Source organism: Arenimonas oryziterrae DSM 21050 = YC6267, from assembly GCF_000420545.1.
Classification (GTDB): domain Bacteria; phylum Pseudomonadota; class Gammaproteobacteria; order Xanthomonadales; family Xanthomonadaceae; genus Arenimonas; species Arenimonas oryziterrae.
In genome coordinates this window covers 949540-968548 of the sequence record NZ_ATVD01000001.1, presented here as the reverse complement: position 1 = coordinate 968548, position 19009 = coordinate 949540, and the positions used below count along the sequence as shown (strand labels likewise).

Sequence of the window (19009 nt, the reverse complement as noted above, 5' to 3'; positions counted from 1 at the left end):
GTAGTGTGGCTTAAGCCATGCAAGAGTAGGTCATCGCCAGGGTTTTTACCCCAGAAGGCCAGTCCACATGGACTGGCCTTCTTCTTTTTTGCGGCTTCATAAAGAGCCACAAATAAAAACGACGGATCTCTCGATCCGGCGTTTTCTATTGCAACTGCGTGGGCGTTGCGACTCAACGCAACGCGTAACCAAACTGCTGACGGAACTGCTCGGCAAATTCTTCGTAGTCGAAGCGCTGGTTCTGCGGACCGAGGTGTTCGATCTTGAGCGCACCCATCAGCGACGCGATGCGGCCAGTGGTCGCCATGTCCAGTCCGTTCATCCAGCCGTAGATCAGGCCGGCGCGATAAGCGTCGCCGCAGCCGGTGGGGTCGACGACGCGCATCGCCGTAGCGGCGGGAATCTGCAGCATGCCGGTCTTGGTATGCACTTCCGACCCCTTCGGGCCCCGGGTCACCAGATAGGCCTGCACGCGCTCGGCGATCTGCTTCTCGCTCAAGCCGGTTTTGTCCTGCAACAGGTTCGACTCGTAATCGTTGACGGTCACATAGGTAGCCTGCTCGATCATCTGGGTCAGTTCGCGACCGTTGAACAGCGGCATCGCCTGGCCGGGGTCGAAGATGAACGGAATACCGAGTTCGGCGAACTCGGTCGAATTCTGCAGCATGGCCTCGTAGCCGTCCGGGCCGACGATACCGAAGCCCACGTCCTGCACGTCGCGGACGTGGTTCTCGTAGGAGCGCATCATCGCGCCTGGATGGAAGGCGGTGATCTGGTTGTCGTCGAGGTCGGTGGTGATGAACGCCTGGGCGGTGTACAGATCCGCCAGCTCTTTGACGTGATCCATGCGGATGCCGCAGGTCTCAAAATGCTCACGGTACGGGCCGAAATCCTGGCCGACCGTCGCCATCGGGACCGGGTTGCCGCCCAGCAGTTTGAGGTTGTAGGCGATGTTGCCCGCGCAGCCGCCGAACTCGCGGCGCATACGCGGCACCAGGAACGAGACGTTCAGGATGTGCACCTTGTCGGGCAGGATGTGGTTCTTGAACTGGTCCGGAAACACCATGATGGTGTCGTAGGCGAGGGAGCCGCAGATCAAGGCAGACGACATCGGGAATCCTTTCGAAAACGGTAGCTGACTGGGCCGGTTCGGCCAAACGCGCCATGTTAACGCAAAGGCCCTCGCCGGTAGCGGGCAAGAGCCTTGAAAACGAGGATTCTCCTTGCTCGCACGGGGGGCGGTTGGTACCCTAACAAACCATCCGAACCCCCCAATTTCGCAGGCTCTCCCTGATGTTCAAGTACCTGCGCGGTCTGTTCTCGAACGATCTGTCGATCGACCTGGGCACCGCCAACACCCTGATCTACGTCCGCGGCCAAGGCATCGTCCTCAACGAACCCTCCGTGGTCGCCGTCCGCCACAGCAATGGCATCCGTGAAGTCGCCGCCGTGGGCGCCGAAGCCAAGAAAATGCTTGGCCGCACACCCGGCAACATCACCACGCATCGGCCGATGAAGGATGGCGTGATCGCCGACTTCACCCACACCGAAGAAATGCTCAAGCAGTTCATTCGCAAGGTGCACACCTCGCGTTTCCTGCGTCCGAGCCCGCGCGTGCTGATCTGCGTTCCCTGCGGCTCGACCCAGGTCGAGCGCCGCGCGATCAAGGAATCCGCCGAGGAAGCCGGTGCACGCGAAGTCTATTTGATCGAAGAGCCGATGGCCGCCGCGATCGGCGCCGGCATCCCGGTCGACGAAGCACGCGGCTCGATGGTCATCGACATCGGTGGCGGCACGTCCGAAGTCGCGGTGATCTCGCTCAACGGCATCGTCTACGCGCAGTCGGTCCGCATCGGCGGCGACCGCTTCGACGAAGCAATCATCAGCTACGTGCGTCGCAGCCACGGTACGCTCATCGGCGAAACCACGGCCGAACGCATTAAGCTCGAGATCGGCAACGCTTTCCCGCAGGCGCAGGTGCGCGAGATGGAAGTCTCCGGCCGCAACCTCGCCGAAGGCGTGCCGCGCATGATCGCGATCAACACCACCGAAGTACTCGAAGCGTTGCACGAGCCGCTCGCGGGCATCATCAGTGCGGTCAAGCAGGCGCTCGAGCAGACACCGCCGGAACTGTGCGCCGACGTCGCCGAGCGCGGCATCGTGCTGACCGGCGGTGGCGCCCTGCTGAAGGACCTCGACAAGCTGATCTCCGAAGAAACCGGCCTGCACGTGCACGTCGCGGACGATCCGCTGACCTGCGTGGCGCGTGGCGGTGGTCGTGCGCTCGAACTGATCGACATGCACGGCAACGAGTTCTTTTCGCCGGAGTGAATCATGGCCTTGGAAAGGGCGGTCACGGGTTCTTTCCAACGGCAACAGCAGCACCTTCCCCGTTGCCGGCGCGTGACACGCCGGCCAGCCCGCGGATCCTGCCGCGGCCTCCAGGTCTCCCGTCGGAATTTCCCGCGTGGCCTTTGCCGGTAACTCAGCCTCCCGACTCAGCGACAGCGCGGCGACGACGTTGCCGATGATGGCGTATCTGGCGTTGGCGATCGGCCTGATGGTTGCCGATCATCGTGGTCAATACGGGCAGCAGATCCGCGCACGCATGGCCTGGCTGACCGAGCCGATGTGGTGGCTGGCGTCCGCACCGTCGCGTGCCTTCACTGCTTCGCGGGAAGGTCTGGCCTTGCGCGGACAGATGCAGGAAGACAATGCGCGACTGCGCCGCGAGCTTGAGATTTCCTCGGCGCGCCTCAATCGACTCAATGCCGTTGCCGAAGAGAACCTGCGTCTGCGCGAACTGCTCGGCGGTACGCGCGGCTATCGCCTCAACGTGCAGATGGCCGGCGTGCTCGACATCGATCTCGATCCGTACCGGCAGCGTCTGGTGCTGGATGCCGGCAGCAATACCGGCGTGCGTGTCGGGCAGGCGCTCATCGATTCCGGCGGCGTACTCGGCCAGGTCATCGAAGTCGGTCCGCGCCGATCGACGGCCTTGCTGCTCACCGATCCCGATCACGCCGTGCCCGTGCAGGTCGTACGCACCGGCCTGCGCGCCATCGCCTATGGCATGGGTCGCACCGACCGCCTGAATCTGCCCAATATTCCGCAGAGCGCCGATATTCGGGTCGGCGACCTGCTGGTGACGTCGGGCATCGGCGGCCGTTTCCCCGCCGGTTTCCCGGTCGGCACGATCGCCGAACTCAATCCCGATGCGACGCGTCTGTTTGTAGTCGCGCAGGCGCAACCGGCGGCGCATTTCGAACGCGGCCTGGAAGTGTTGCTGGTCAGCAACCTGCCGCCCGTGACCGACATGGGTCCACCCGCACCGAGACCGTCGCCGACACCGGCGACACCCGCCGCACAGGCACCGAAGCCCGCGCCCGGGAACCTGCCATGATCCGCGCACCCACGCCCTGGCTGCTTTACGGCGGGCTGCTGGTCTCCGTGCTGTTCACCGTATTTCCTTTGCCCACGGGCGTCAGCGAAGCGCGGCCGTATCTGCTGGCCTTGCTGATCGCCTACTGGATCATGGAAGCGCCGCAGTCGGTGGGTCTGGGCACCGCCTTCGTTGCCGGCCTCGTCGCCGACCTGGTCACCGCGAGTCCGCTCGGCGAACAGGCCCTGCGTCTGGTCGTGGTCGCGTTCCTGGTGCAGCGTTTCCGCGCCCGGCTGCGTTTTTTCCCGCTGTGGCAGCAAGCGCTCGCTATCGGTTTACTGCTGCTCAACGATCGCATCATCGCGGCCCTGATCAATGCCGTCATCGGCGGCGGTTGGCCCACCTGGAGCAGCTGGCTGTCGCCGGCGTTGGGCATGATGTTGTGGCCCTGGTTGTTCGTGCTGCTCGACCTGGCGCGCCTGCGTGCGCGCGAGCGCAACTGAGTGGCGATGATGCGCGGCATGCGTCGCCAGCAGATGAAGAATCCGCACGTCGAGGCGGATCAGTTCCAGCGCCGTGCGGCGATCGGCTTTATCGGCATCGCCATCGCGATGATCGGCCTGTGTTTCGGCTATTTTCGTCTGCAGGTGCTGCAGCATGAGGAATACAAAACCCGATCGGAAGCCAACCGCATCAAGCCCCGGCCGGTCGTGCCGGCACGCGGGCTGATCTTCGATCGCAACGGCAAACTGCTGGCCGACAACGTCCCGGCCTATCGCCTGGAAATCGTCCCGGAAAACACCGTCGATCTGAAAGAGACGCTGGCACAGCTGCGCCAGCTCGTTGCGATCAGCGACGACGAAATGGAAGCCTTCGATTCCACGCGCCGCGCCACCCGCGGTTTCCGGCCGGTCGCACTGAAACTTCGACTGAGCGAAGAAGAACGCGCCCGCCTTGCCGTCAATCGCCATCGCTTCCCCGGCGTCGATGTCGTGCCCTATCTGACGCGTCGCTATCCCTACGGCAATTTGTTCGCACACGTCATCGGTTACGTCGGTCGGCTAGATGCGCGCGATCTGGAGGCCCTGGGCGACAGCAAGTACTCCGCGCTGACCCATGTTGGAAAATCGGGCCTCGAGAAGAAATACGAAGAGCGCCTGCGCGGCGAGATCGGTTACGAGAACGTCGAGCAGAACGTCGAGGGTCGCGTGCTGCGCATGGTCGATCGCGTGCCGGCCAAGCCCGGCGTCGATCTGCAGCTGAGCATCGATGCCGACCTGCAGCGCGTTGCTGTGGAAGCGTTCGGCGAACTCGACGGTGCGGCGATCGCCGTCGATCCGCGCACCGGCGAAGTGCTGGCGATGGTCAGCCTGCCGATGTTCGATCCCAACCTGTTCGTTAACGGCATCTCGCACGCCGACTACCGCGTGCTGACCGAAGATCTGTCGGTGCCTTTGTTCGACCGCAACCTGCATGGCGGCACCTTGCCCGGTTCGACGATCAAGCCCTTTGTTGGCCTCGCCGGTCTGGAATCGGGGCTGCGCACGCCCGAAGACAAGATCCTGTCCACCGGCGAATGGCATTTGCCCGGCGTCGCCCGCGGCTTCCGCGATGCGCATGCGGGCGGCCACGGCTGGGTCGATCTGCGCGAGTCGATCGCGCAGTCGGTGAACACGTACTACTACAAGCTCGCCGTCGACATGGGCATCCGTCGCTTCGACGAATACATGGATCGATACGGCTTCGGTCGCCCGACCGGCATCGATCTGGTCGGCGAAAGCTCGGGCGTGCTGCCGTCGCCGGAATGGAAGCGCCGGCGATTCAAGCAGGAATGGTTTCTTGGCGAGACCGTGAATGCCGGCATCGGCCAGGGCTATTGGGTGACCACGCCGCTGCAGCTCGCGCAGGGCACGGCAACGCTCGCCGACGGCGGTCTGCGCCGGCAGCTGCATCTCGCGCGCGCGACGCGCCAGGGTTTTCAGGGCGCCTGGGAAATGCTGCCGCAACCGCCAGGCGTGCGCATCTCCAACAACGCGGGCAATCTGCAGGCAGTGAAGGAAGGCATGATCGGCGCGGTGAATGGACCGCACGGCACCGCGCGCGTGATCAGTAACGCGCCCTACCTGATCGCGGGCAAGACCGGCACGGCGCAGCGCGTGAGCCGCAAGGGCAACATCAGCCTCAACCCGCATTCGCTGCCGCTCAATCAGCGGCACCAGGCATTGTTCATCGCCTATGCGCCGGCCGAGAATCCGACGATTGCCGTCGCGGTCGTCGTCGAACACGGCGGCTTCGGCGCCAGCACGGCGGCACCGATTGCGCGCAAGATCATGGACGCCTGGCTGATCAGGACACCGTCTAGTGCTGCACTGCCGGAACGCACGCCGTGATCACCTGGCTGCGCGAGTGGCTGCTGGACTTTCTCGACAAGGTCGATTGGCCCTTGCTGCTCGCCTTGTGCGCAGTCATGGCCGCGAGCCTGATCGTGCAGCACAGCGCCGGCGGCGGCGACAGCCACGTGGTAATCGCACAGGCCGCGCGTTTCGTCGCCGGTCTGGGCGTGATGGTATTGCTCTCGCGCGTGTCGCCGGCGCGTCTGCGCAACTGGACGCCGCTCGCGTTCGCGTTGACCCTGGCCTTGATGCCGATCGTGTTTGCAGTCGGTTCCGGGCGCAGCGCGCGACTCTGGATCAATCTCGGATTCTTCTACCTGCAGCCAGGCGAGCTGCTGAAGCTGACCGTGCCGATGATGGTCGCCTGGTATCTGCATCGTTCGGTGTTGCCGCCGAACTGGCGCACGCTGGCGGTCTGTGCGCTGATCATCGGCGTGCCGGTCGCGCTCATCATCAAACAGCCGGACCTGGGCACCGGCATGCTGGTCGCCGCCTCGGGCGCATTCACGGTGTTTCTTGCCGGGCTGGCCTGGTGGCGCATCGGGCTGTTCGCGGGCGCCGGCATCGGGGCCTTGCCGGTCGCGTGGATGTTCCTGATGCCGTACCAGAAGGATCGCATCCTGACCTTCATCAATCCCGAATCCGATCCGCTGGGCACCGGCTGGAACATCATCCAATCGAAAATCGCGATCGGTTCCGGTGGCTGGTTCGGCAAGGGCTGGGGGCAGGGCAGTCAGGCGCATCTGGATTTCCTGCCCGAGCACACCACCGATTTCGCCTTCTCCGTCCTGTCCGAGGAGTGGGGCTGGGTCGGCGTCAGCGTGCTGTTCGCCCTTTACCTGTTCATCGTCGGCCGCAGCCTGTGGATTGCGGCCAATGCCCGCGACGGCTATTCGCGCCTGCTGGCCGGCGCACTGGCGATGACGTTCTCGGTCTACGTGCTGGTCAACGGCGCGATGATCGCCGGCCTGTTGCCGGTGGTCGGTGTGCCGATGCCCCTGCTCAGTTACGGCGGCACCTCGGCCGTGTCCCTGCTCGCGGGTTTCGGCATCGTCATGTCGGTGCGGGCCCATCGCAAGTTCATGTCCTGAACCATCTATTTCCGGAACGCGTGCTACATTTCTTCCCATGCCGATAGCAAAAAACCTGCGTCCCCGCCACGTCCTCATCCTGCTGCTGCTCTGCGCTCTCGCCGCATGCAGCGATGCGACGCGCAGAGCCCCGCCCGCGCCGCCCGTCGCGCCCGCACCGGCCCCCGTGGCTGCACCCGCGCCGGTGACGCCGCCGTCCCCGGTGCCCGAGGTCCAGCCGGTCCTGCCGCAGGATCTGGAAGCGGCCTTCGTCGCCGAAGCCGCGAAGACCTACGGCCTGGCCCCGGCCGAAATCGAATCCTGGCTCGCCCAGGCGAAGTACCGGCAGAGCATCGTCGACGCGATGTCGCGGCCCGCGGAATCGGTCAAGCCATGGAAAGACTATCGTCCGATCTTCCTCACTGATTCCCGCATCCAGCAGGGTCGTGCGTTTTACGCGCAGCACCGCGACGAACTGCTCAAGGTGCAGGGCGAAACCGGCGTGCCGGCCGAGATCATCGTCTCGATCATCGGTGTCGAGACCAGCTACGGCCGCATCACCGGCAGCTATCGCGTGCTCGATGCGCTGTACACCTTGGGCTTCTACTACCCGAGCAGCGGCAAGCCCGAACGTGTCGACTATGAGCGCATGCGCGGTCGTTTTTTCCGCGACCAGCTCGCGCAGGCGATCGTGCTGGCGAAAGAAAACCGCTTCGATCTGAGCACGCTCAAGGGCAGCTATGCCGGCGCGATGGGCTGGGGTCAGTTCATGCCCTCGAGCTACCGGGCTTTCGCCAAGGACGGCGACGGCGACGGCCGTCGTGACCTGTTCAACGATCTGCCCGACGTGTTCGCCTCGATCGCGAACTATTTTGTCGCGCACGGGTGGCAGAAGGACTTGCCGCCGTTCGTGATGGCGCAGGCGGATGCCAACGCGGTCGCTTTCATTCCCGAGAACTTCGAATCGCGCTTCACGCTCGCTGACCTCGCGGCGCGCGGTTACCGGCCGCTCGACCCGGCGGTGCCCGCGCAACCGGTGACCCTGCTCACGCTCGAAGGCAGCAACGGTCCGGAATACTGGATCGGTTACCGCAATTTCTACGTGCTCACGCGTTACAACCGCTCGCCGATGTACGCGATGGCGGTTTATCAACTGTCGCGGGAAATCGCCGCGGGCGAAAGCGCCTCCGCCGCGCCGTGATGCGCCCTTTTTTCGCGGCTTCGGCGCTGGTGCTGCTGGCGGCCTGCGCGCATCACACCCCGCGCCGTTCGTCCCCGCCGTCGGTTCCGCATGTTCAGCCGACCGAGGCGCGACCGTCCGGCGATGCCCGCGACGCCGCGCCTGCGTTCAACCCCTGCGCGCCGACCCGCGAGCATCGCGACAGCGACTACACCGCCGGCGGCCTGTATGCGCCGGGCGTGCCCGACGCCGGGCCGAGTGCGCCGATCGATGTCAGCGGTCTCGCCGAACCGGTGCCGCGTGACGAACCGCGTTCCCGCTACGGCAATCGTTCGCCCTACAGCGTGCTCGGCAAGAGCTATCGCGTGCTCGACAGCGCCCAGGGCTATGTCGAGCGCGGCACCGCTTCGTGGTACGGCACCAAGTTCAACGGCCGCGCGACGTCGAGCGGCGAGATCTACGACATCTGTTCGTTCACCGCCGCGCACAAGACCCTGCCGCTGCCTTCGTATGTGCGGGTGAGCAATCTCGACAACGGTCGCAGCGTGATCGTGCGGGTGAATGACCGCGGCCCTTTCCATCCCGGCCGCATCATCGATCTGAGCTATGCCGCCGCCGTGCGCCTAGGCGTGGACCGCACCGGCACCGCGCGCGTGGAAGTGCGTGCGATCAGCGGCGGTGAGCTCGCCGAGGGTCCTGCTGCGCCTGTGGTCGCGCCGATGCCGCTACCGTCTACGACGCCGCCAGCGCCGGTCGGCGATGGACGCCGGTTCCTGCAGGTCGGCAGTTTCGCCGACAAGGACAATGCCCGCCGCGTCGCCGATCGCCTCGGCGCCGCGGATATCGACGACATCGATCTCGATCATGCCGAAGTCAACGGCCAGGACGTCTGGCGTGTGCGCGTGGGACCGGTCGATGCCGACCAGATCGCCGCGCTGGTCGAAAGAATCCGTGCGTTGGGGCTGCCCAGCCCGCGCGTGTTCAGTGAATAACGCTTAAAATCGCCGCACTTTTCCGGGTCGCGCTGCGACCCCCGGTTTCTGGAGTCCTCCATGCGTTTGCCCCGAATTCTTCTCGCTGCCCTCGGCGCCGGCCTCGTTGCCGCCGCCGCCGCGCAAACCCCGACGCCGACGCCGGCGCCGCCTGCACCGGTCGCCCAGGCCATGCCGGTGCCGCCCGCGCCCGTGCCGACCGGGGCCAAAGCCTGGCTGCTGATGGACTACGACACCGGACAGATTCTCGCCGGCGAGAACATCGATGCGCGCATGGAGCCGGCGAGCATCACCAAGGTCATGACCTCCTACGTCGCCGCGGCCGAAGCCCGCGCCGGCAAGATCAAGCCCGACGACCTCGTCACGATCAGCGAACGCGCCTGGCGCGAAGGCGGCGCGGGCACCGATGGCAGCTACAGCGGCTTCGAGCTCAACAGCCGCGTCAAGCTCACCGATGTCGAAAAGGGCATGTCGGTGCAGTCGGGCAACGATGCCGCGATCGCGATTGCCGAACATGTCGCCGGCAGTGAAGAAGCCTTCGCATCGCTGATGAACAGCTACGCGCAGCGCATCGGCATGACCAACAGCCATTTCGTCAACGCGCACGGCCTGAGCGCGGAGAACCACTACTCCAGCGCCCGCGACCTGGCCTTGCTCGGCCGCGCGATGATCCGCGATTTCCCGGAAACCTATGCCTACAACAGCATCAAGGAACTGACGGTCGGCGCGATCACCCAGCACAACCGCAACAACCTGCTGTGGCGCGAAGGCAGCGGCATCGACGGCATCAAGACCGGACATACCGACAAGGCCGGCTATTGCCTGCTGGCCTCGGCCAAGCGCGGCGATCAGCGCTTCGTCTCGATCGTCATGGGCATCGAATCCAAGAGCCAGAGCGAAGGCTTCCGCCTGCGCGAGACCGGCAACCTCAACCTGCTCGAGTGGGGCTTCCGTTTCTTCGAATCGCATACGCTGTACGGCGCGAACACGAAGATCGCCGCGCACAAGGTCTGGAAGGGCGCGCTCGACGAGGTCGTGCTCGGTGTTGCCGAGCCGCTGACGATCTCCGTGCAGCGCGGCCGCTACGCCGAGCTCAAGCCGGTCATGGAAGTGCCGAAGACCCTGGTCGCGCCTATCGCGAAAGGCCAGGTCATTGGCAAGCTGCGCATCACGCTTGACGGCAAGGACATCGCCTCGCGTCCGCTGATCGCGGTCAATGCGGTCGAAGAGGGCGGTTTCTTCAAGCGCCTGTGGGACGAATTCTGGATGTGGTGGGAATCGGAGTGATCCGAGCGCCGCTGCAGTGAACGAAAGCCGGCGCAAGCCGGCTTCTTGTTTTCAGGCCAGGGCGGCCGCGTGATGGCGCAGATGGTCTTCGATGAAACTCTGCACGAACCAGTAGTAGTGGTCGTAGCCGTCCTGCCGGCGCAGTCGCAGCGACTGCCCCTGCTGCGCACAGGCGGTCTCGAACCATTCGGGGCGCAGCTGCGAAAGCAGATAGTTGTCCGCCGCGCCTTGGTCGATCAGGATCGTGCCCGGAAAGCGCTGGCGGGCCACGAGTTCGCAGGCATCGTGGTTCTTCCACGCTTCGCGATCTTCGCCTAGATAACGCGAGAAGGCCTTTTCGCCCCAGGGCACGCGCGTGGGCGCGACGATCGGCGCGAACGCCGACACCGAGCGATAGCGATCCGGATGCGTGAGCGCGATCGTCAAAGCGCCATGACCGCCCATCGAATGGCCGCTGATGCCGCTGCGTTCGCTATCGGCATTGAAGTTCGCGGCGATGATCGCTGGCAGTTCTTCGGTCACATAGCGGCGCATGCGGAAACGGGACGCGTACGGCGCCTGCGTCGCATCGAGATAGAAGCCGGCGCCTTCGCCGAAATCCCAATGCTCGGTGATGCCGGCGATGCCGGTATCGCGCGGACTGGTATCGGGCGACACGAGAATCAGGCCGAGCTCCGCGGCGACCCGCTGCGCGCCGGCCTTGATCATGAAGGTCTCTTCGTTGCAGGTCAGGCCGGCAAGAAAATAAAGGACCGGCCGCTTGCCCTGCGCGACCTGCGGCGGCTGGAACACCGAAAACCGCATCGGGCCGGCGCAGGCCGCCGACGGGTGCCGGTAGACGCCGTGCGCGCCGCCAAAGCAGCGCTGTTCGGAAAGGGTTTCCAGCGTCATGGCTGCCGCCCGGGCGTCGATGGCATGCGCATCAGTAGATCACCACGCTGCGGATCGATTCGCCGCGATGCATCAGGTCGAAGGCCTCGTTGATCTTTTCCAGCGGCATGGTATGCGTGATCAGCGAATCGATATCGATCTTGCCTTCCATGTACCAGTCGACGATTTTCGGCACGTCCGTGCGCCCGCGGGCGCCACCGAAAGCGCTGCCGCGCCAGTTGCGACCGGTGACCAGCTGGAACGGACGCGTGGAGATTTCCGCGCCGGCCTCCGCCACGCCGATGATGATGCTCGTGCCCCAGCCCTTGTGGCAGCACTCCAGCGCCTGGCGCATGACCTTGGTATTGCCGATGCATTCGAAACTGTAGTCAGCGCCGCCCTTCGTGAGATTCACCAGGTAGGGCACCAGATCGCCTTCGACTTCGGCCGGATTGACGAAATGCGTCATGCCGAACTTCTCCGCCATCGCCTTGCGGGCCGGATTGAGATCGACACCGACGATCATGCCCGCGCCAGCGAGGCGCGCACCCTGGATCACGTTCAGGCCGATGCCGCCGAGTCCGAACACCACGACTTTCGCGCCGGGCTCGACTTTCGCGGTGTAGATCACCGCGCCGATGCCGGTGGTGACGCCGCAGCCGATGTAGCAGACCTTGTCGAACGGCGCGTCCTCGCGAATCTTTGCCAGCGCGATTTCCGGCACGACGGTGTACTGCGCGAATGTCGAGGTGCCCATGTAGTGATGCAGCTTCTTGCCGCCGAGCGAGAAGCGGCTGCTGCCGTCCGGCATCAGACCCTGGCCCTGGGTGCTGCGGATTGCCTGGCACAGGTTGGTCTTGGGATTGAGGCAGTACTCGCATTCACGGCATTCGGGCGTGTACAGCGGGATCACGTGATCGCCTTTCTTCAGCGAGGTCACACCCGGCCCGACGTCGACGACGATGCCCGCGCCTTCGTGGCCGAGGATTGTCGGGAACAGTCCCTCCGGATCGGCGCCCGACAGCGTGTACAGATCGGTGTGACACACGCCGGTCGCCTTGATCTCGACCAGCACTTCGCCGGCCCGCGGACCTTCGAGTTCGACGGTTTCGATGCTCAGCGGAGCTCCGGCTTGATAGGCGACGGCGGCGCGAACTTGCATGACGGGCTCCAGGACGAGGTGTCGAGGCCTGCGATGTTAGCAAGACCGGCCGCCGGGATCGGACAAAAAACAAAGCCGCCTTTCGGCGGCTTTGTCGTGACCACGGGGCGGCTCTATTTCTTGCCGGCGCCCGTGTTGAGACCGCGACGCTCAAGCAGCGGTTCCACGTACGGCTCGCGGCCGCTGAAGCCGCGGAACAGCGTGATCGCGTCTTCGCTGCCGCCGCGCGACAGCAGGGTTTCGCGGAAATGGTCGCCGTTCTGACGGGTCAGGCCGCCGTTCTGCTTGAACCACTCGACGCTGTCGGCATCGAGCACCTCGCTCCACAGGTAAGCGTAGTAGCCCGACGAATAACCGCCGGAGAAGATGTGCGAGAAGTACGTGCTGCGATAGCGCGGCGGCACCGGCGCGAAATCGACGCCGGCCTGCTTGAGCGCACTCGCTTCGAAGGCCAGCGCGTCGGTCGGAATCTGCGTGGGCGCGAGCTGGTGCCAGCGCTGATCGAGCAGGGACGCGGCGAGATACTCGGTCGTCGCATAGCCCTGGTTGAACTTCTGCGTGGCCAGCACCTTGTCCAGCAACGCTTTCGGCATCGGCGCGCCGGTCTGGTAGTGCTTGGCGTAGTTGGCCAGCACCGACGGCCAGTCGGCCCACATCTCGTTGACCTGCGACGGATATTCGACGAAGTCGCGCGGCACATTGGTGCCGGCGAAACGCGGGTACTTCACGTCCGAGAACATGCCGTGCAGCGCATGACCGAACTCGTGGAACATCGTCGTGACCTCATCCCAGGTCAGCAGCGTCGGCTCGCCGGCCGCAGGCTTGGGGATATTGAGGTGGTTGGCGACGACCGGGCGCGTCCCCATCAGGCCCGACTGCCCGACGTACTCGTTCATCCACGCGCCGCCGCGCTTGTTGTCGCGGGCGTAATAGTCGGCGTAGAACAACGCCAGCGTCTTGCCGTCACGGTCGAACACTTCGAACACGCGCACGTCCGGGTTGTACACCGGCAGATCCTTGCGCTCCTTGAAGCTCAGGCCGTACAGCTCATGGGCGGCGTAGAACACGCCGTTCTCCATGACATTGTTCATTTCCAGATAGGGCTTGAGCTGCGACTCGTCGAAGTTGTAGCGCTCGCTGCGCACCTTCTCCGCGTAGTACGCCCAGTCCCAGGCAGCGAGCTGGAAGCCACCCTTTTCCTTGTCGATGAGCGCCTGCATGTCGGCCGCTTCCTTGCGCGCGTTGGCGACGGCCGCCGGCGCGAGGTCGGCGAGCAGCTTGTTCACCGCCGTCGTGGTGCGCGCGGTTTCGTCCTCGAGCACATAGGTCGCATGGTTGGGATAGCCAAGCAGGGTCGCGCGCTCGGCGCGCAGCTTGGCCATGCGGATGATGGTCGCGCGGTTGTCGAACTCGCCGCCGTGGCTGCCGCGGCCGACCGAGGCCTCGTGCAGACGCTGGCGCACGGCGCGATTGCTCAGCGACGCTTCCGGCGGCTGGCCGGTGGTATTGACCAGGGCGATGACGAACTTGCCGTCGAGGCCGCGCTTCTTGGCTTCGGCTTCGGCGGTGGTGATCGCGGCATCGGACAGTCCTGCGAGTTCAGCGCGCGAGTTCACGACCACGGCGGACGCGTTGGTTTCCTTGAGCAGGTTCTGGCTGAAGGTCGTTGCCAGCGTGGCGATCTCGGCGTTGTAGGCCTTGAGCTTTTCCTTGTCGGCATCCGACAGCTGCGCACCGGCGCGGACGAAATCGGTGTGGTAGCGCTCGAGCAGGCGCTTGGACTCGGCGTCGAGGCCGAGCGAATCGCGGGCGTCGTACAGCGTCTTCACGCGCTGGAACAGCGCGCCGTTGAGCACGATGGCATCGCCGTGGGCCGACAGCTTCGGCGCGAGGTCGCGCTGGATCGCTTCCATCTCGTCATTGGTGTTGGCGCCGCTGAGATTGAAGAACACGTTCGAGACGCGGGTCAGCAGCTGACCGCTGCGCTCCATCGCGACGATCGTATTGTCGAAGGTCGGCGCGGCCTTGTTGCCGGCGATCGCTTCGACTTCCGCAATCTGCTGGCGCATGCCTTCCTCGAACGCCGGGCGGTAGTGCTCGTTCTTGATCTGGTCGAAGGCCGGCGCCTGCAGGTACAGGCTGCTCGGCGCGAAGAAGGGATTGCTGGCCGTGGCCGGCTGGCTGGCAGAGGACATGGTGGCGGGCTCGGCGGCGAGGACGGGGCCGAGGGCGGCCAGCGAAAGGCTGGCGGCGATCAGCAGGGCAAGGGGTTTCTTGGTCATGGACGGTTCCGTTCAGGGTCGGAGGACGGGTCGCGGACCCGGGCTCCCGAGGGTAGGCTGCGCCTGCGATCCGCGCCATGTGCCGGAAGGGCTGGGCGCGGCTCGGGACGGCTTGGGAAAGCCTGCCAGAGCCCCGATAATGTGGACATGAAGAAGACCAGCGAAGACCAGGGTTTCCAGTTCCCCGGCGTGTTCGAAATTTCCGCGATGGGCCCGGCCAGCGCCAATCTGGAGGCCGAGATCCCGCGCCTGCTGACTGCGGCGGGCCTGACGGTTCTGCACGAGACCGTGCGCACCCGGCCGTCCAGCGCCGGTCGCTATGTCTCGGTCGCGATCAGCTTCCGCGCCGAAAGCCGCGCCGACTACGACGCCGCCCATGTCGCGCTGCGCGAGCACCCGGAAGTGAAGTGGACGCTCTGAGCAACGCACCTGCCTGGACCATCCGCGAGCTTGGCCGCCAGCCCTTCGACCGGGTCTGGACGGCCATGGAAACCTATACCGACACCCGCGGCGACGATGGCGCCGACGAGCTGTGGCTGGTCGAGCACGATCCGGTGTTCACCCTGGGCCAGGCCGGCAAGCCCGAGCACGTCCTCGCCCCGGGCGACATCCCGGTCGTGCGCACCAACCGCGGCGGCCAGGTGACCTATCACGGCCCGGGCCAGTTGGTGGCGTATCCGCTGGTCGACCTGCGTCGCCGGGGCATCGGTGTGCGCGAGTTCGTGCATCGCATCGAGCAGGCCCTGATCGACACCCTGGCGCGCTGGCAGATTCCCGCCGTGCGCAAGGACGGCGCCCCGGGCGTGTACGTGCACGGCGAAAAGATCGGCGCGCTCGGTCTGCGCGTGCGCCATGGCTGCACCTTCCATGGCCTGGCCTTCAATGTCGCCATGGATCTGGAACCGTTTTCGCGCATCAATCCCTGCGGTTATGCCGGTTTGCAGGTGACCTCGGTGCTAAAATCCGGGGGTCCGGCGACGCTGTCGGAGGTTGCCTCGGTGCTGGTCTCGGAACTCTCGACACAGCTCGGATTGCGCCCCGAAGCGACCGCCGCGCCGCCGCCCTTGTTGCACGCCCTTCCTCTCCCCGCCTGAGCTGCCCATGTCGACCGAGTCCGCGAGCAAATCCATTCCCGTACTGGTCGTCGGTGCCGCCGCGCCGGCCCTGCAGGAAGGCGTGAAGCAGCTGGGCGAAGACAAGATCGCGCGCAGCCCGGTGAAGTTCGACGAAAGCGCGCCCGTGCTGCGCAAGCCCAGTTGGATCCGCGTACGCATTCCGGCCGGCAATGCCGTCGCCAAGCTCAAGTCCAAGCTGCGCGAGAACCGCCTCGTCACCGTCTGCGAAGAAGCCAGCTGCCCGAACATCCACGAGTGTTTCAGCCACGGCACCGCGACCTTCATGATCCTCGGCGAGGTGTGCACGCGCCGCTGCTCGTTCTGCGATGTCGCGCACGGCCGCCCGAAGCCGCCCGATGCCTCCGAACCGGCCAACCTCGCGCGCACGATCGCCGACATGGGCCTGCGCTACGTGGTGGTGACCTCGGTCGACCGCGACGACCTGCGCGATGGCGGCGCCCAGCATTTCGCCGACTGCATCCGCGAGACGCGCCTGCTGTCGCCGAATATCAAGATCGAGATCCTGACTCCGGATTTCCGCGGCAAGGGCCGCATGGAGCGCGCGCTGGAGGTCCTCAAGGACAACCCGCCCGACGTGTTCAACCACAACCTGGAAACGGTGCGCGAGCTGTACACGAACGTGCGTCCGGGCGCCGACTACGACTGGTCGCTGCAGCTGCTGCAGAAGTTCAAGGCCCAGCACCCGGACGTGCCGACCAAGTCCGGCATCATGCTCGGCCTGGGCGAGGACAAGGACCAGGTGCTCGGCGCGCTGCGCGACCTGCGCGCGCACGACGTCGACATGATCACGATCGGCCAGTACCTGCAGCCGACCCCGCACCACCACCCGGTGATCCGCTACTGGACGCCGGAGGAATTCAAGGAACTGGAGGTGCTCGGACTCGCGATGGGCTTCACGCACGTCGCGTCCGGCCCGATGGTGCGTTCGTCCTACCACGCCGACCGAATGGCGGCTGAAGCCGGTTTCGTCGAGGCGCACGCCTGAACGGCGCGCCCGGTAGGATCGGTTCCATGACCATCTGCACAGGCCGCTCACTCCCGGGCGGCGCAAGCTAAACCCATTACTCCGGTCAGAAGAGGACCGAACCATGTTCAACTCCAAGCTGCTCGCCCTGTCCGCCGTCCTGCCGCTGACCCTGGCGATCGCAGCGACCACCGCGCCCGCACCGGCTCCCAAGCCGACCACGATGGCGCCGACCGAAGCCCAGGCCGCTGCGGCGCGCCTGGTCTACGGTCTGTTGTCCGACAGTCGTTACGCGTACCGGCCGATGGCCCTGGACGACACCCTGTCGGCCGACATCTTCCGCCGCTATCTCGATTCGCTCGACAGCGAGAAGCTGTTCTTCACGCAGGCCGACATCACGCGCTTCCAGCCCTACCGCACCACGCTCGACGATTCGATCAAGAGCCAGAACCTCACGGCCGCGTACGACATCTTCGGCACCTACATCAAGCGCGTCGACCAGCGCGTCGCCTATGCGCGCAGCCTGCTGGCCAAGCCCTTCGATTTCTCCGCGAAGGAAACCTGGGCCTACGATCGCGAAAAAGCCACCTGGGCCAACGACCAGGCCGCGCTCGACGACATCTGGCGCAAATACGTCAAGAACGACGTGCTGCGACTCAAGCTCGCCGGCCGTTCGCCCGACGACATCCGTCGCACCCTCGACAAGCGCTACGCCACGCTCGCCTCGCGCGTGCATGAGCTGCGCGGCGACGACGTGTTCGAAAGCTTCATGAATGCCTACGCGACCTCGATCGATCCGCACACTAGCTACATGTCGCCGCGCAGCGCCGAGAACTTCAACATGCAGATGCGCCTCTCGCTCGAGGGCATCGGCGCCGTGCTGCAGCGCCAGGACGAATTCGTGGTGATCCGCACGCTCGTGCCGGGTGGTCCGGCCGCGATGTCGGGCAAGATCAAGGTCGGCGATCGCATCGTCGCGGTCGGGCAGGGCGACAAGGGTGCGCTGACCGACGTGGTCGGCTGGCGCATCGACGACGTCGTCGATCTCATCCGCGGCAACAAGGGCACGCGCGTGCGTCTGGACGTGCTGCCGGCCGACGCCGGCGTCGATGGCGCGCACAAGGCGGTCACGCTGGTGCGCGACAAGGTCAAGCTCGAAGAACAGGCCGCGAGCAAGTCGATCATCAATGCCGGCAACAAGCGCATTGGCGTGATCACGCTGCCGGGCTTCTATCTCGATTTCGAAGCCGCGCGCCGCGGCGACCCCGATGCGCGCTCGGCCACGGCCGACGTCGCCAAATTGCTCGCCGAACTCAAGGCGGCCCGCGTCGACGGCGTGGTCATGGATCTGCGCGAGAACGGCGGTGGTTCGCTGGTCGAGGCGGTCGAACTGACCGGCCTGTTCATCGACAAGGGCCCGGTCGTGCAGGTGCGCGAATCCGGCGGCCGCGTCAGCGTCGAAGGCGACGAGCAGCCGGGCGTGGCCTGGGATGGTCCGCTGGCCGTGCTGGTCAACCGCTCATCGGCCTCGGCGTCGGAAATCTTCGCTGCCGCGATCCAGGATTATGGCCGCGGCCTGATCATCGGCGAACCGACCTTCGGCAAGGGCACGGTGCAGAACCTCATCGACCTCGATCGCTGGCCGAGCAAGCTTGGCGCGCAGTTCGGCCAGGTCAAGCTGACCATCGCGCAGTTCTTCCGCGTCGACGGCGACACCACCCAGCATGCGGGCGTGGTGCCGGAAATCCAGTTCCCGGTCACGGTCGACGCGACCGAGTTCGGCGAGAGCACCTACGACAACGCGCTGCCGGCGACGCATATCGCGATGGCCGCGCACACGAACCTGGGCAACTTCGCGCCGATCACGCCGCGTTTGATGGCGCTGCACAACGCGCGCGTGGCCAAGGATCGCGAATACCAGTGGTGGGCCGACGACGTCGCCAAATTCCGCACGGAACGCGACAAGAAAGTGATCTCGCTCAACGAGGCGGAACGCCGCGCCGAGCGCGATCGCAACGAAGCCGACCGCAAGCAGCGCGAAGCCGAGCGCAAGGCCCTGGGTCTGGCGATCGATTCGGATCGCAACGACGACGGCCTGCAGGCCGACGAGCGCAACGTGGCCCAGCAGGTCGCGCGCGAGGAAGCGGCGAAGAATCGTCCCGATCCGCTGCTGCGCGAGAGCGCGGCGATCCTCGCCGACGCCCTCAACCTGCTCAATGGCAGCGCCCAGCTGACCACGCAGGTGTTGCCGGTGACCAAGCGCGCGACTGTTTGGAGCGAGTGAGTTTTCT

Annotated in this window: 15 protein-coding genes and 1 pseudogene; 12 read left to right on the top strand and 4 right to left on the bottom strand. The window is 65.5% G+C overall.

Features of this window, described 5'->3' with window-relative positions; translation table 11 throughout:
* Window positions 1–172: 172 nt before the first annotated feature.
* Entirely contained in the window at window positions 173–1111 is a 939-nt protein-coding gene (locus tag G467_RS0104770; RefSeq protein ID WP_022968593.1) for a carbohydrate kinase family protein, read from the bottom strand.
* A 182-nt stretch (window positions 1112–1293) separates the two neighbouring features.
* On the opposite strand from G467_RS0104770, the gene G467_RS0104765 reads away from it, so the two are divergent.
* The 8 genes and pseudogenes from G467_RS0104765 to G467_RS0104730 all read left to right on the top strand — a co-directional run bounded on the left by G467_RS0104765 (window position 1294) and on the right by G467_RS0104730 (window position 10304).
* Complete coding sequence (locus G467_RS0104765) at window positions 1294–2331, top strand: rod shape-determining protein (RefSeq protein WP_022968592.1); 1038 nt, start codon at window positions 1294–1296, stop codon at window positions 2329–2331.
* A 136-nt stretch (window positions 2332–2467) separates the two neighbouring features.
* On the top strand, window positions 2468–3403 hold the full coding sequence (gene mreC, locus G467_RS15460; RefSeq protein ID WP_022968591.1) for a rod shape-determining protein MreC: 936 nt from the start codon (window positions 2468–2470) through the stop codon (window positions 3401–3403).
* Window positions 3400–3885, top strand: a complete 486-nt coding sequence (gene mreD, locus G467_RS0104755) for a rod shape-determining protein MreD (protein WP_022968590.1) — start codon at window positions 3400–3402, stop codon at window positions 3883–3885. Before mreC ends, mreD begins: the two co-directional genes overlap by 4 nt.
* Window positions 3886–3903: 18 nt before the next feature.
* Window positions 3904–5730 (top strand): annotated as a pseudogene (mrdA, locus tag G467_RS15455) (penicillin-binding protein 2); the annotation flags it as partial.
* Window positions 5731–5768: 38 nt separating this feature from the next.
* On the top strand, window positions 5769–6866 hold the full coding sequence (rodA, locus tag G467_RS0104745; protein WP_022968588.1) for a rod shape-determining protein RodA: 1098 nt from the start codon (window positions 5769–5771) through the stop codon (window positions 6864–6866).
* A 37-nt stretch (window positions 6867–6903) separates the two neighbouring features.
* Window positions 6904–8046: a lytic murein transglycosylase B gene (gene mltB, locus G467_RS0104740; protein ID WP_022968587.1), complete on the top strand. Its 1143-nt coding sequence runs from the start codon at window positions 6904–6906 to the stop codon at window positions 8044–8046.
* Complete coding sequence (locus tag G467_RS18405) at window positions 8046–9017, top strand: septal ring lytic transglycosylase RlpA family protein (RefSeq protein WP_022968586.1); 972 nt, start codon at window positions 8046–8048, stop codon at window positions 9015–9017. The genes mltB and G467_RS18405 overlap by 1 nt, the downstream gene beginning before the upstream one ends.
* Window positions 9018–9077: 60 nt before the next feature.
* Window positions 9078–10304: a D-alanyl-D-alanine carboxypeptidase family protein gene (locus tag G467_RS0104730; protein WP_022968585.1), complete on the top strand. Its 1227-nt coding sequence runs from the start codon at window positions 9078–9080 to the stop codon at window positions 10302–10304.
* A 51-nt stretch (window positions 10305–10355) separates the two neighbouring features.
* Here G467_RS0104730 and fghA read toward each other — a convergent pair whose 3' ends face one another.
* From fghA to G467_RS0104715, 3 genes are all read right to left on the bottom strand, one after another.
* Window positions 10356–11195 (bottom strand): S-formylglutathione hydrolase, encoded by an 840-nt coding sequence (fghA, locus tag G467_RS0104725; protein WP_022968584.1) that lies wholly within the window; start codon window positions 11193–11195, stop codon window positions 10356–10358.
* A gap of 31 nt (window positions 11196–11226) precedes the next feature.
* Window positions 11227–12336, bottom strand: a complete 1110-nt coding sequence (locus G467_RS0104720; protein ID WP_022968583.1) for an S-(hydroxymethyl)glutathione dehydrogenase/class III alcohol dehydrogenase — start codon at window positions 12334–12336, stop codon at window positions 11227–11229.
* Window positions 12337–12449: 113 nt separating this feature from the next.
* Window positions 12450–14618 carry a M3 family metallopeptidase gene (locus G467_RS0104715; RefSeq protein ID WP_022968582.1) on the bottom strand — a complete coding sequence of 723 codons (2169 nt, stop codon included), beginning with the start codon at window positions 14616–14618 and terminating at the stop codon, window positions 12450–12452.
* A gap of 141 nt (window positions 14619–14759) precedes the next feature.
* Here G467_RS0104715 and G467_RS0104710 point away from each other — a divergent pair, with 141 nt between their 5' ends.
* From G467_RS0104710 to G467_RS0104695, 4 genes are all read left to right on the top strand, one after another.
* Window positions 14760–15038, top strand: coding sequence for a DUF493 family protein (locus tag G467_RS0104710; RefSeq protein WP_026802362.1), 279 nt, complete (start codon window positions 14760–14762; stop codon window positions 15036–15038).
* Window positions 15026–15712, top strand: a complete 687-nt coding sequence (gene lipB, locus G467_RS0104705) for a lipoyl(octanoyl) transferase LipB (RefSeq protein WP_022968581.1) — start codon at window positions 15026–15028, stop codon at window positions 15710–15712. The genes G467_RS0104710 and lipB overlap by 13 nt, the downstream gene beginning before the upstream one ends.
* Before the next feature lie 7 nt (window positions 15713–15719).
* Window positions 15720–16739 carry a lipoyl synthase gene (gene lipA / locus G467_RS0104700; RefSeq protein WP_022968580.1) on the top strand — a complete coding sequence of 340 codons (1020 nt, stop codon included), beginning with the start codon at window positions 15720–15722 and terminating at the stop codon, window positions 16737–16739.
* Window positions 16740–16842: 103 nt separating this feature from the next.
* Window positions 16843–19002 carry a carboxy terminal-processing peptidase gene (locus tag G467_RS0104695; RefSeq protein ID WP_022968579.1) on the top strand — a complete coding sequence of 720 codons (2160 nt, stop codon included), beginning with the start codon at window positions 16843–16845 and terminating at the stop codon, window positions 19000–19002.
* The last annotated feature ends 7 nt before the right edge of the window (window positions 19003–19009 follow it).

Coding starts and splice junctions, on each gene's coding strand:
- G467_RS0104770 (WP_022968593.1), bottom strand. CDS start 1,111: ATGTCGTCTGCCTTGATCTGCGGCTCCCTCGCCTACGACACCATCATG.
- G467_RS0104765 (WP_022968592.1), top strand. CDS start 1,294: ATGTTCAAGTACCTGCGCGGTCTGTTCTCGAACGATCTGTCGATCGAC.
- mltB (WP_022968587.1), top strand. CDS start 6,904: ATGCCGATAGCAAAAAACCTGCGTCCCCGCCACGTCCTCATCCTGCTG.
- mreD (WP_022968590.1), top strand. CDS start 3,400: ATGATCCGCGCACCCACGCCCTGGCTGCTTTACGGCGGGCTGCTGGTC.
- fghA (WP_022968584.1), bottom strand. CDS start 11,195: ATGACGCTGGAAACCCTTTCCGAACAGCGCTGCTTTGGCGGCGCGCAC.
- G467_RS18405 (WP_022968586.1), top strand. CDS start 8,046: ATGCGCCCTTTTTTCGCGGCTTCGGCGCTGGTGCTGCTGGCGGCCTGC.
- G467_RS0104730 (WP_022968585.1), top strand. CDS start 9,078: ATGCGTTTGCCCCGAATTCTTCTCGCTGCCCTCGGCGCCGGCCTCGTT.
- G467_RS0104695 (WP_022968579.1), top strand. CDS start 16,843: ATGTTCAACTCCAAGCTGCTCGCCCTGTCCGCCGTCCTGCCGCTGACC.
- G467_RS0104715 (WP_022968582.1), bottom strand. CDS start 14,618: ATGACCAAGAAACCCCTTGCCCTGCTGATCGCCGCCAGCCTTTCGCTG.
- G467_RS0104720 (WP_022968583.1), bottom strand. CDS start 12,336: ATGCAAGTTCGCGCCGCCGTCGCCTATCAAGCCGGAGCTCCGCTGAGC.
- lipA (WP_022968580.1), top strand. CDS start 15,720: ATGTCGACCGAGTCCGCGAGCAAATCCATTCCCGTACTGGTCGTCGGT.